The sequence below is a fragment of the Enterococcus sp. AZ177 genome (assembly GCF_050544585.1).
GTDB classification, from domain to species: domain Bacteria; phylum Bacillota; class Bacilli; order Lactobacillales; family Enterococcaceae; genus Enterococcus_L; species Enterococcus_L plantarum.
The window spans coordinates 2,350,751-2,362,910 of the sequence record NZ_CP172944.1; the positions used below are offsets into that span (position 1 = coordinate 2,350,751).

General features: G+C 35.6%; 12 protein-coding genes. 1 reads left to right on the top strand and 11 read right to left on the bottom strand.

Annotation, left to right across the window (positions count from 1 at the left end):
* Positions 1 to 16: 16 nt before the first annotated feature.
* The 11 genes from IGJ34_RS11415 to map form a co-directional block, all read right to left on the bottom strand.
* Entirely contained in the window at positions 17 to 1,900 is a 1,884-nt protein-coding gene (locus tag IGJ34_RS11415) for a DUF2142 domain-containing protein (RefSeq protein WP_430597500.1), read from the bottom strand.
* 99 nt (positions 1,901 to 1,999) lie between these two features.
* Complete coding sequence (gene rfbD / locus IGJ34_RS11420) at positions 2,000 to 2,842, bottom strand: dTDP-4-dehydrorhamnose reductase (protein ID WP_206838113.1); 843 nt, start codon at positions 2,840 to 2,842, stop codon at positions 2,000 to 2,002.
* A gap of 258 nt (positions 2,843 to 3,100) precedes the next feature.
* Positions 3,101 to 4,129 (bottom strand): dTDP-glucose 4,6-dehydratase, encoded by a 1,029-nt coding sequence (gene rfbB / locus IGJ34_RS11425; protein WP_069655410.1) that lies wholly within the window; start codon positions 4,127 to 4,129, stop codon positions 3,101 to 3,103.
* A 24-nt stretch (positions 4,130 to 4,153) separates the two neighbouring features.
* A complete protein-coding gene (gene rfbC, locus IGJ34_RS11430; protein ID WP_069655409.1) occupies positions 4,154 to 4,726 on the bottom strand; it encodes a dTDP-4-dehydrorhamnose 3,5-epimerase in 573 nt (190 codons plus the stop codon).
* Positions 4,727 to 4,737: 11 nt separating this feature from the next.
* Entirely contained in the window at positions 4,738 to 5,607 is an 870-nt protein-coding gene (gene rfbA / locus IGJ34_RS11435) for a glucose-1-phosphate thymidylyltransferase RfbA (RefSeq protein ID WP_069655408.1), read from the bottom strand.
* A gap of 119 nt (positions 5,608 to 5,726) precedes the next feature.
* Entirely contained in the window at positions 5,727 to 6,440 is a 714-nt protein-coding gene (locus IGJ34_RS11440; protein ID WP_111248336.1) for a glycosyltransferase family 2 protein, read from the bottom strand.
* Positions 6,441 to 7,274 carry a glycosyltransferase gene (locus IGJ34_RS11445; RefSeq protein WP_430597501.1) on the bottom strand — a complete coding sequence of 278 codons (834 nt, stop codon included), beginning with the start codon at positions 7,272 to 7,274 and terminating at the stop codon, positions 6,441 to 6,443. It abuts the gene before it with no gap.
* Entirely contained in the window at positions 7,274 to 8,056 is a 783-nt protein-coding gene (locus tag IGJ34_RS11450; RefSeq protein ID WP_069655405.1) for a glycosyltransferase family 2 protein, read from the bottom strand. The genes IGJ34_RS11445 and IGJ34_RS11450 overlap by 1 nt, the downstream gene beginning before the upstream one ends.
* Before the next feature lie 285 nt (positions 8,057 to 8,341).
* Complete coding sequence (locus IGJ34_RS11455; RefSeq protein WP_069655404.1) at positions 8,342 to 9,478, bottom strand: glycosyltransferase family 4 protein; 1,137 nt, start codon at positions 9,476 to 9,478, stop codon at positions 8,342 to 8,344.
* Between the two features lie 132 nt (positions 9,479 to 9,610).
* A complete protein-coding gene (locus tag IGJ34_RS11460) occupies positions 9,611 to 10,525 on the bottom strand; it encodes a YihY/virulence factor BrkB family protein (RefSeq protein ID WP_069655403.1) in 915 nt (304 codons plus the stop codon).
* Between the two features lie 19 nt (positions 10,526 to 10,544).
* Complete coding sequence (gene map, locus IGJ34_RS11465) at positions 10,545 to 11,309, bottom strand: type I methionyl aminopeptidase (RefSeq protein WP_069655402.1); 765 nt, start codon at positions 11,307 to 11,309, stop codon at positions 10,545 to 10,547.
* A 403-nt stretch (positions 11,310 to 11,712) separates the two neighbouring features.
* Here map and IGJ34_RS11470 point away from each other — a divergent pair, with 403 nt between their 5' ends.
* Positions 11,713 to 12,156 carry a flavodoxin gene (locus IGJ34_RS11470; protein ID WP_069655401.1) on the top strand — a complete coding sequence of 148 codons (444 nt, stop codon included), beginning with the start codon at positions 11,713 to 11,715 and terminating at the stop codon, positions 12,154 to 12,156.
* Positions 12,157 to 12,160: the final 4 nt, after the last annotated feature.

The window sequence follows — 12,160 nt, forward strand, 5'->3', positions numbered from 1 at the left end:
TACCAATTAGTAACTATTAAGAATAGTATTTTATTAAAATTTGAATAAAAACAAAGATAAGCAACAATAAACTGCTAAAAAAAGCTATTTTATCCATTGATTGTTCGCTATACTTAGATTCTAACTTTCTTGACGTCAACATGTACGTGGCTAAAAATGCCATTGGGGTTAGATAACGTGCCTGATATCCATCCACTTTGTCGGCTCCCACTGGTGTGAATGTCATGTAAAGTGCTGTTGCACTTAGAATAATCATACTTAAAATAGAAAAACCAACAATCATTTTTTCTGTTATAGTAAAATAAACATTTTTTTCTTTTTGAATTTCTTGATAATCGAACAAACATAAGAACACCCATACACATATATTTAGAAGAGTAACGAACGGATTAATCACGAGTACGTACCCCATTAAGCCAAATGTTGCAGATAAGTAACTTATGCTGTTTGATGAAAAGAAAAGAGTTAGCATTTTAAGATAACTGATTGGATTTTTTATAATTCCAACCGTTTGTTTATCAGAATCAACGTTCGGTAGTCTCCATTGATTGATCCCCATGTCAGCAGAATACTTGTAAACTAAAAGAGCGACAATAAATAATATTATAGATAGCGTACTATATAAAATCCACTGGGCTTTTTTATTTTTAAAATTTTCTCGCCTTAATAAGAAAAATAAAACTAACACAGGTGCATATACAACTTTGATAATGATCGCCATACTAAAACAACTGGCAATCAAGATAAATTCTGACAATTTTATATGGGACTTTTCATAACGAATTCGCATGATCTGGGCAAAACCTAACATGACCACGCCCACTAGTAGTGCATCTACCCCAACTGATGCTGCGAGATACAACATAACAGGTTGAACTGCAAAAAACGCCATTACCCTCTTACCATAAGGCATTTTTTTGATTGAAAAAAACGCTAGCAATCCGTATGCTACTACATTAAAGATTCTAGCAAACCATACATAAAAAATCATGGGTAGCTGAAACAACATCGCTACTTTTATCCCGATTCCGCTAAATATATAGGAGAGAAAGGGGTAGGTTACTGCAGAGGTCTCTTTTTTCTCTTCTATTGTTACTGAGGTTTCTTTGGTTGTATTTTTATTATACATATCTCTGAACTCTTCATAGGCAGTGTAAGGTTCTTCCTTATACATTGTTTCAAACCCTGCAGGTAATTCCAGTTTATCTCCATTTTCGAAGAATAAATTTCCCTCTGCTACAGATATACTCTTCAAAATATGAGCCCGTTCATCCATTGTTTGTCCTACTGGCATAAGTATGGATAGCAATGAACCAAACAAAATGATCGTTAAGAAAGCAAAATACTCATAACGATTTTTAAATGTCCCCTTCGCAATCAAGACAACAAATATAACGAACGATACCAAAACAAAAAAGCGAATCACATTAAAATGAAACTGATTTGTTTTCTTCATTTCTGAAACTTGAAATTCTCTATCCCCGACGTCAATAAAGGATAGGGTTAACGGCTTCGTTTGATCTGTAAGTTTAATTACTTCTAGCGAATGTTGAATCTTTCGTTCACCGTAATTTGTTTCTGGACTAGTTATTTTTATTTTCGCTTCTGGGCCTTCGGCAACGGATGTAATGAAGGAAAGCCTGGTCGCCTTACTTTCAGTATTTGGAATAATTATTTTGCCTTGAACAGTTTTATCAATCAGCTTATAGCTATTTTCTCCTGTTTTTTTAATATTCTCAAGCGTTACATTCGTTACATCTTCACTAACATTTCCATATCTAAAATAGGAGAAATTAAATACAAACATCTCAATTAGCAATACAACAAACACACTACTCAATAATATTATCAGCCACTTATATAGATTCTTTTTCTTTTTATCCATAGAAATGTCAGCCATCTTACTCCACCCTTTTCATTCATTTACTCCTCAATTAGTAACAAAAATACCTAAAGAATAGAAATGCCCTAACCATTTCTATTCCTTAAATTCTTTTTATTATTTTGAAAGGGATGCAAGCATACTTTCTAATGCCTTTTCCCAAGTCGGAATTTCAAAACCTAACGCCTTCGTTTTAGTAAGATCCATCACTGAATACTTTGGTCTAGTCGCTTTTTGTGGAAATTGGCTTGAATCTACTGGGAGAACTTCTACATCTGTATTCTTTAAGATTTCTTTAGCAAATTCATACCAGTTGCAACTATTATCATTTGAAAGATGATACACCCCATAAGGAGCTTCTTCTTTTACAACAAAAACCATAAATTCAGCTAATGTTCTTGTCCAAGTCGGACGACCGAATTGATCGTCAACAATAGTCAATTGATTGCGTGTTTCCGCTAATTTTTGCATTGTGAAGACAAAATTATGTCCATATTGACCAAACACCCACGAAGTACGGATGATGTAATATTTTTCCAGGATATCCTGAACAATTTGTTCCCCTAGTAATTTCGTCCGACCATACTCGTTTTGAGGATTTGTCTGATCATCAGTCTTGTACATTTCATCTTTTTTAGTCCCATCAAATACATAATCTGTACTGATATAAACTAAGGTTGCATCAACTGCTTTAGCCGCAACGGCTACGTTGCGTGTACCCTCTACATTGATTTTCTCATCTAGTTCTTTGCCTTCGTCCTCCGCTTTGTCCACAGCTGTATACGCCGCACAATGATAAATCAATTTAGGCTTCAAATTAGTGATATAAGCCATTGTTTTCTCTGCATCTGTAATATCTAATTCTTTTGAATCTGTGGAAACGTATTCCATTCCTTGTTCGTCCAATAAGTGACGCAACTCCGTACCAAGTTGCCCATTACCACCGGTTAAAAGTATCATTTTTGTTTCCTCCTCGTAAATTTAAAAGCATGACGGGCTCATTTTATCTTGACTGAAAACAGATAAAATCAACCTATTTTTGCTTCTATCCGCTATCCATTCGTATTTAGAGCGTGGAGCAAAACCAATTTTTAGGTTTGTTCCACGCTCAACAACTCATTATTTTAATCATACTCGGTTAAAATCTGATGTAATCGAAGTGTAGCAGAATAGTCACTGAATACACCGTTTATCTGGATTCTATGATCCAGTCACGATTTATTGACCGTTTTTCGCATAATTGGCTTCCACAGCAGCTTTGTCTGCTTCCCACCAACTTGAATTTTCTGTATACCATTTGATTGTATCAGCTAAACCATCACGGAAATTAGTAAATTCTGGCGTCCAGCCTAATTCTTCACGTAATTTTGAAGAATCGATTGCATAACGTAAATCATGACCTGGTCGATCATTTACGTGTTCATATGCATCTTTTGGTTCACCCATTAATTCCAAAATTAATTCCATTACAGCTTTATTATCTTCTTCTCCGTCTGCGCCAATCAAGTATGTTTCACCAAGTTTTCCTTTTGTTAGGATCGTCCAAACAGCTGAAGAATGATCATTTGTATGAATCCAATCACGAACATTTTTACCCGCACCATATAATTTAGGTGTAATTCCGCTTAAGACATTGGTAATTTGACGTGGAATAAATTTTTCAATATGTTGGTAAGGTCCGTAATTATTTGAACAGTTCGAAATTGTTGCTTTTAAGCCAAATGAACGTCCCCACGCTTTTACTAATAAGTCTGAACCTGCTTTTGTTGATGAATATGGGCTTGAAGGGTTATAAGGTGTTTCTGCTGTGAATTTTTCCCCTTCCCCTTCACCATGTCCTGGCAAGTCTTCACGTAAAGGTAAATCACCATAAACTTCGTCTGTTGAAACATGATGATAGCGTACATCATGTTTTCGACAAGCTTCAATCAAAGTATACGTACCAATAATATTTGTTTGCACAAATGGAAACGGATCATTCAGGGAATTATCGTTATGAGATTCTGCCGCATAATGAACTACTGCATCAGTATTTTGAACCAAGCGATCCACTAATTCAGCATCCGCGATATCGCCAACGACTAATTCAACACGGTCTGTTGGTAGTCCTTCAAGGTTTTTCTTATTTCCTGCATATGTTAATTTATCTAATACCGTGACATGGACTTCTGGATGATTGTTCACGACATAATGAACAAAGTTTGATCCAATGAAGCCAGCTCCACCAGTAACAATGATGTTTTTCATCTTCAAGATCTCTCCTAAATTTTTTTAGATTTCACCGTAAACAAAAGGATTTTCTGATTCAAATTCTTTTAAGGTTGGATGATTTTTATCTTTTTCAGAGGTAATTGCTTTTTGAATATCTATCGGCCAATCAATCGCTAAATCTGGGTCATCAAAGGCAATACCACCATCTGCAGGTGCATTATAGTAATTATCGCACTTATACATAAAGTTAACATTTGGAGTCAACGTTACAAAGCCATGGGCATAGCCCTTCGGTACCAATAATTGACGATGGTTATGTTCAGATAAAATATATCCTTCCCATTGTCCATATGTTGGACTACCTTTGCGGATGTCAACGATCACATCTAAAACCGCACCTGTTACAACACGAATTAGTTTTGTTTGAGCTGCTTCACCTTTTTGAAAATGCAAGCCACGTAATACGCCCGCTTCGCTTGAAAGAGAATGGTTGTCTTGTACAAAGTCAAAATCTAATCCTTTTTCAGCAAATTTTTCTTTAGAATAGCTTTCAGTAAAAAAGCCGCGGTGATCGCCAAATACGTCCATCTCAATGATTTTTACATCTTGCAATTTTGTGTCAATAACGTTCATTCTAATCGCTCCTAATCTGTTTCTGCCAATCTTAGTAAATATTGTCCATACCCATTCTTCTTCAATGGTTGTGCCAGTTCAATCAATTGCTCTCTTGTGATGTATCCCATTCGATAAGCAATTTCTTCCAAACAAGCTACTTTTAAGTTTTGGCGTTTCTCGATTGTTTCAATAAAAGTTGACGCTTCTAATAGGGATTCATGAGTTCCTGTGTCTAACCATGCAAACCCACGTCCCATCACTTCAACAGACAATTTATTTTTTTCTAAATATACTTTATTTACATCTGTGATTTCTAATTCACCACGATCAGATGGTTTGATATTTTTAGCGATTTCGATTACTTCGTTATCATAAAAATACAAACCAGTAACAGCGTAATTTGATTTTGGTTTCTCAGGTTTTTCTTCAATTGAAAGAGCAGTCATCTGATTATCAAATTCAACTACACCAAAACGTTCTGGGTCATTCACATGGTATCCGAAAACAGTGGCTCCGTTTTCTTTTGACGCTGCACGCTGCAACATATTCGATAAACCACCACCATAATAAATATTATCACCTAAAACTAAACACACACTATCATCGCCAATGAATTCTTCACCAATAATGAATGCTTGTGCTAATCCATCAGGACTTTCCTGAACCGCATATTCAATATGAATCCCTAGGTCTTTCCCGTCGCCGAACAAACTTTCAAAGCGAGGTGTATCATCCGGTGTCGATATAATCAGAATTTCTTTGATACCTGCTAACATCAAGGTTGACATTGGGTAGTAGATCATTGGTTTGTCATAGATAGGCATTAATTGTTTTGATGTGGCTTTCGTTAATGGATATAATCTGGTTCCACTTCCTCCAGCTAAGATGATCCCTTTCATGAAAAAACTCCTTATACTAATTTATTTTATTGTTATTTACTAACTGTTATTATTGCATTATTAGCTATGATTGTCATTCATTTTAAGAATATTTTACAAAACTGTAAAATAGCAGTTGACTATGAATTTAAAAATATCCTTTTGAAGAGCACGTAACTAATAGCACACCGCCATTTCAGTTGCTGATAAAAGCTGGCTTTTGTATTGATTTCACTCGCATTATCGCTATGCCTACGATATAAAGTAAGCGGTTGTGCTATCAATGCACTTTTATTTCCATAAGCTGCAATCAAACCGATCCACATGTCATGCATCGGGACCTTAGCAGGAATGGGCAATATCCTTGTCTTTAACTCACTGCGAAATGCCATACCTGCACCGATATATTTATTTTTGACAATATTATGAAGAAAGCCTAATTTAACGTTTCGGTACTCAAAATAAGAAGGTTCGATTACATCCAACTTTTCGTTCACGATCACCAAATCACTGATTACTAACTCTATTTTAGGATGCGTGTGAAAAAATTCTAAGGTTATTTGAACTTTTTCAGGCTGCCAAACATCATCTTGATCTGCCAAAAAAATGAATTCGCCCTGACTTTGATTGATAGCAAATTCAAAATTCGCAATCACGCCTTTTCCTGGTCCGTTAAAAAATTTTACCCGCGAATCTTGTGCTCTATATCGTTTGATTATAGCCAATGTTGCATCTTTAGATCCATCATCAGATATAATCAGCTCATCTTGAGAAGCCAATTGAGGTAAAATACTATCGAGCTGTTCTTCTAAATATTTTTCTCCATTGTAGGTGGCAATGCAAACTGAAATCATTTATTTTCCTTTCATTAGCGATCGATATTCTAAAAATGTTCGTCGCCAAATTTTACGATTCTTGACCCGCAAAAATTGCTTGACCGTTCTTAAAAGCAAATGTCTTCTGTGGTTGTAAAATTGCTCTTGATCATACTTCTTATAAAATAGCGTTTCTCCTCTAATAATCGATTCATAACGTTTACTGTTGATTGTTTGGTAGTCCAACACAGATAGATCATGCGTTAGATGATTATTCAACACACTGATTTTTTTATCTAATTGATGGATCTTCCAAAAAAGCCAATGATCTAAAAAGTCCAACGGAAAATCCAAGTTAAAGGAACCAATACTACTCAGTGTTGCCTCAGGAAGTACAGTTCCAGAATTAATGCTCATAATTTTTTCTGAATAGATACCGGCTTTTGGCAGTTCAGATTGACCTCCGATATATTTATCAGAAAAAACCGGAGAAATTTGTCTGCCATGAGAGCTGACAATTGGAACATACGCTCCAACCTCAGGATCTAGAGATAAACTAAGTAGACGTTCAAGGTAATGCTCATCAAGCAAAGTATCTTGATCTAGCAATAACAACAAGTCGCCTTGCACTTCATTAAGACAGTGCCTTCCTGCGTTATATGCTTTAGCCAATCCTGGATTCGTTCCATCATGAACGTAACGAACATTTTTAAACAAGAACAATGTATCCGCTTGCTCGTTTTGACTATTATCGTAAATAAATAAATACACTGATTTTTTTTCTGATATCACTCTTTTGATATAGTCATAGCTAGGTGTTTCTGAGAATTTAGTTTGATATAAAACCATCGTAATGACCAACTTATTCTCCACTAGAAAAACCTCCAGCCCCATTTGTTGAAAAATTTTATCATTGAGTGTAAAAATATCTTAAATAAATCTTTATTTTTATGCGCACCCTTCTCATACAAGTGAATCACGGTTTCAAAAGGGGTGTATAAAATGTTATATCCAGCTTTGCCAAAACTCAAACAAAGATCATTGTCTTCAAAATACATGAAAAAGCGCTCATCAAAACCGCCGACCTGTTTAAATTTATCGATATCGATCACCATAAAACAACCAGAACCCATTTTTATATAGGAGGTACGATCATCAGGTAAGTCGCGACATTCATAATAACTTAAACGCTTATCAAATAGCTTTTTGACTGATTGAAATGGAACAAATCGTAGCATATAATCAAAGACATCTAATTTTTGACGGACTAAATACTGCGTTGTTCCATCTGAATTTAAGACTTTAGGACAAACAGCAGCCAATTGTTCCTCTGCTTTGATACGCTGAATCATTTCGTCCAAAGCCTTTTTTGTAATCAAAACATCTGGATTAAAAATGACCGCATAACGCGTAGCAACCTTTTTTAAAATCTGATTATGTCCATAACCAAAACCATTATTTTCCTCAGCTCTATGTAACAGAATAAATGAACCATACTGTTCAAGTTTCTCTATATAGCTTTGCTCAGAAGCATTGTCAAAAATATGTATATCATAGTTTGACTCTAGGCCCAATTCAGTTTTTAAATTATCAAGCACATCAAAAATATGACGGCTATTATGAGTAACAATGGAAATCGTTATTCTATCATTCATATTTTTTGCACCTCATTTAAAATCAAATTAATCAAACCAGTCGTTTTCTAACTTAGCCTGTCGTAACCCAAAGTCAAGGAACTATTGTTACCAACGCTTTACTACTCAATTATTAGCAGTTTTTCATTCTGTATAAAACGTCATATCCCACAGGTTTTTTCATTATTTAACGAACTTCGTAGGAGAGCGGAGCAAAACTGTCACTGTTCTGTCCCGCCCTCTTTTTTGCTCAATCAGGAAATTATAACACAGCTTATGAATCCAGCAACTATTGTCATGGAGCTATTACTTTTTTTTAGAATGTTTGCCTAGTCTTTTTTCTAATTGCTGATGACGAAATTCACGATTTCCAAACATGCGTAAAATGTACATCAATGGTTGATGATTTTCGCCAACTAATCCAATCATTTCTATAAATAATTCTAGACCAATTGCGCTAAAAACAATCAACAAAATGGATGCAACATTACTTGCATAACTAAATAATAGCGCTACAAAAGAGAACACCAGTGCTAACCCATAAATCGTCATTACCGCACCTTTGTGGGTAAACCCGAGTGAAAGTAAACGATGGTGTAAGTGCATCTTGTCTGCTGATGAAATCGGTCGCTTATTCATTAAGCGACGAATAATCGCGTAAACAGTATCTGTAATGGGTACACCTAAAATTATCATAGGTGTGATCACCGTAATAAACGTCGCATTTTTCAATCCTTGCAAAGACATGACTGCGATCATAAAGCCCAAAAATAAAGCGCCAGTGTCACCTAAAAATATCTTAGCTGGATAAAAATTGTACGGAAAAAAACCTGCAATACTCGCGACTAAAATAAAAATCACGATTGGGATATATACTGTTTTCGCATGAAGGAAAAAATAACCGATGACGCCAATTGTTGCTAAGCTAATGATCGAAACCCCCGAAGCCAGTCCATCTAACCCATCAATTAAATTAACCGCATTCGTAATCGCAAATATCCAAAACAATGTCAATGGTAAACTAAACCAACGTAAATCTATGTGACCTAGGAAAGGTAATGTTACGGCATCGATCCGAATCTCTGCCACAAAATAGATAACTAATGCACCAAGTATAATTCCTAGTGTTTTTTTCTTCGGGGATAATTCATAAATATCATCGAGCAAGCCCGTTGCAACAACGATCCCAGCTCCCAAAATGATTGGCCAGATATAATTGATTGGTATAATAGACTGAAACATGACTAAACAAGAAAATGAAAAAACAAAATAAATACCTAATCCACCCGCTGTTGGCATATTTTTAGTATTCACTCTTCTTTCACCGGGAGCATCATATGCTCCTATTCTAAACGCCAATAATTTAACGATCGGCGTCGTGATCAAAGATAAGATAAACGTCAGAAATAGACGGATAACAATTTCATAAATAAACATCGACATGATGAACCTACTTTCTTAATGTACATCGTATATTATACCGAATCATTCTACATTTACAAGTTGGAACAGGTGTTTCCACTGGGTAGAAAAACGAAAAATTCTACTTGTTTATTTGAATCGAAAACGTTCGGTCTACTTCTTTAATTTTTCTTTTGCTTTGTCCACTAGTCGATTGATCAAACCATAGCGGTGTTGAATTTTTTCATTCGAGAGGTACTCTTTAACGACTGCATTGATAATACCACCTAGAATGATGATTGTGGCTGCAAAATTCAGCCACAACATTAAGATAATAAAGCTTCCTATAATTTGATAACTGGCGATTTTTGAACTGAAGTATTTGATATATAAACCAAACGCTTGTGACAATAACATCCAGCCCGCCGTTGCAAAAATAGCCCCTGGTATGATCGAACGAAATGTCAATTTTGCATTAGGAACAACGCGATAAATCAAACACATAATAACCAATAGGACCAATGATGTGATCGGCCACTTCAAGGCTTGAAAGGTATCAATAAAATCAGTTGAAAAATGAACTATTGGCTGCAGTAAATCTAAAATCGTTTTCCCTAAGCCCAATACCCCAACAACACCAACGATCGCTATCATAAATAAGAGAATCACAAGTAAAGACATGATACGAACAATGATAAAGTTTTTGCGTTGTTCAACACCAAACGCTTTATTCATTGCCGTTTGCAGTGCATTAATACTTTGACTCGCACTCCATAAAGCGGCTAAAGCAGAAATCGACAGTAAGCCACCTGAGCGTTGTGTCAGCAAGGATTGGATTGCTGGTTTTAAGTCCTCAAATATAGCCTTTGGAATTGCTTCAGCGATATAGGGTAGCACTTCGTTTGGATCAATATGTAAGTACGGCAGGAGGTTTCCTACCGCAATCAATAGAGGAAACAGGGACAAAAGTAAATAGTAAGCCACAACGACCGACGTATTTCCAATCTCTGAATCAATCATGCGATGTTGTGTTGTTTCAATGAAACGCATTAATTTTTCATTCCTCTTTACTTTGTCTACCAGTTTCATACCATTCTCCTCTAATTGATTAATAAGTCAGTTCTTCTCCTTGAGAAGTTAAAATTTTTGGTCCATCTTTCGTAATAGCCAGTGTATGTTCAAATTGGCAACTGATTCCACCATCTAAAGTATACGCTGTCCAGCCATTTGGATCCATTTTCATACGCCACGTTCCAGTGTTGACCATCGGCTCGATCGTAATGACCATTCCTTCTTTTAAACGTAATCCTTTACCCGCTTCACCATAATGAGGAATAACTGGACTTTCATGAATAGTCGGACCAATACCGTGACCCACGAAATCTCTTACGACAGATAAATGTTCACTTTCAACATACGTTTGGATTGCATGTCCGATATCACCGATACGATTGCCAACTTGCGCTTGCTCGATCCCTAGATACAAGGCTTTTCTTGTTACTTCCATTAAGTGATCTAATTCTGGTGTTGACTTGCCGACTACATAAGCCCAGCAGGAATCTGACATAGCGCCTTTTAAATCAATGCACATGTCTACTTTGATCAAATCGCCATCTTTTAATGGCTTTTTACGAGGAAAGCCATGACAAATTTCATCATTGATACTACAGCATGTTGCATATTTATAGTCTTCAAAACCGATTTGAGCAGCAATGCCGCCATGACTTTCAATAAAGTTTCTAACGAACACTTCAATGTCCCAACTCGTAACTCCTGGTTTGATAAACGTGCGTAAATGACGATGAACGTCTGCCAATAATTCTCCAGACTCATCCATCATTTCAATTTCTCTTGGTGATTTTAGTGTAATCATTCAATTTCGTCCTCCTAAAATATAAAAGCTGAAAGAGCTTGGCCAGCATTGACAGAAAATAGAAAAAATAAATGCAATGCTCTTTACCAAAATTATTTTTTATCTTTTCCGATACCTTCATTTTTTAAAGTGTTAGATCTTATGAATCGATAAGATCGAAGCAAAGCATAACGGCTAGCTCTTGAAGCTAAAAAATCTTCATATAAGAGTATTTTATCATAATTTATGAAAATTTCACTGAAAAATAGTTGTTAAAAATAGATTTCATTCTTTTTTAATCTTCTAACCATCAAAAACGTTGAAATGTAGATAATTTATCCATTTTAAGACTTCATTTTGTAATTTACACAGCCTTCGTTTTTCTGATATAATCAAGGTGGTATTATTTGAAGGAGGAAATCTAATGACCTTAGCTAAAATCGTTTATGCAAGCATGACTGGAAATACAGAAGAAATCGCAGATATCGTTGCTGAAGCTCTTGAAAATTTAAATATTGAAGTTGAAATCAATGAATGTACACAAGTTGATCCTGAAGATTTTGAAGAGGCGGATATATGTGTCGTTGCGACATATACATATGGTGATGGCGAATTACCGGACGAAATAGTAGATTTCTACGAAGAACTACAAGAAATCAATCTAGCTGGAAAAACTTACGGTGTTTGCGGATCAGGCGACACTTTTTACGATGAGTTCTGTAAATCAGTGGATGACTTCGACGCTGTTTTCACAAAAATTGGCGCAACCAAAGGAGCAGATAGCGTAAAAGTCGATCTAGCTGCTGAAGAAGAAGATATTCAAAATCTTGAAGCTTTTGCTAAAAAATTAGCAGAAGCTGCAAAATAATTAT

Bases quoted from the DNA above. Each gene is read 5' to 3' on its own strand.
- IGJ34_RS11415 (WP_430597500.1), bottom strand. From the start codon at position 1,900: ATGGCTGACATTTCTATGGATAAAAAGAAAAAGAATCTATATAAGTGG.
- IGJ34_RS11470 (WP_069655401.1), top strand. From the start codon at position 11,713: ATGACCTTAGCTAAAATCGTTTATGCAAGCATGACTGGAAATACAGAA.
- map (WP_069655402.1), bottom strand. From the start codon at position 11,309: ATGATTACACTAAAATCACCAAGAGAAATTGAAATGATGGATGAGTCT.
- rfbA (WP_069655408.1), bottom strand. From the start codon at position 5,607: ATGAAAGGGATCATCTTAGCTGGAGGAAGTGGAACCAGATTATATCCA.
- IGJ34_RS11460 (WP_069655403.1), bottom strand. From the start codon at position 10,525: ATGAAACTGGTAGACAAAGTAAAGAGGAATGAAAAATTAATGCGTTTC.
- rfbB (WP_069655410.1), bottom strand. From the start codon at position 4,129: ATGAAAAACATCATTGTTACTGGTGGAGCTGGCTTCATTGGATCAAAC.
- rfbD (WP_206838113.1), bottom strand. From the start codon at position 2,842: ATGATACTTTTAACCGGTGGTAATGGGCAACTTGGTACGGAGTTGCGT.
- IGJ34_RS11455 (WP_069655404.1), bottom strand. From the start codon at position 9,478: ATGTCGATGTTTATTTATGAAATTGTTATCCGTCTATTTCTGACGTTT.
- rfbC (WP_069655409.1), bottom strand. From the start codon at position 4,726: ATGAACGTTATTGACACAAAATTGCAAGATGTAAAAATCATTGAGATG.
- IGJ34_RS11450 (WP_069655405.1), bottom strand. From the start codon at position 8,056: ATGAATGATAGAATAACGATTTCCATTGTTACTCATAATAGCCGTCAT.
- IGJ34_RS11440 (WP_111248336.1), bottom strand. From the start codon at position 6,440: ATGATTTCAGTTTGCATTGCCACCTACAATGGAGAAAAATATTTAGAA.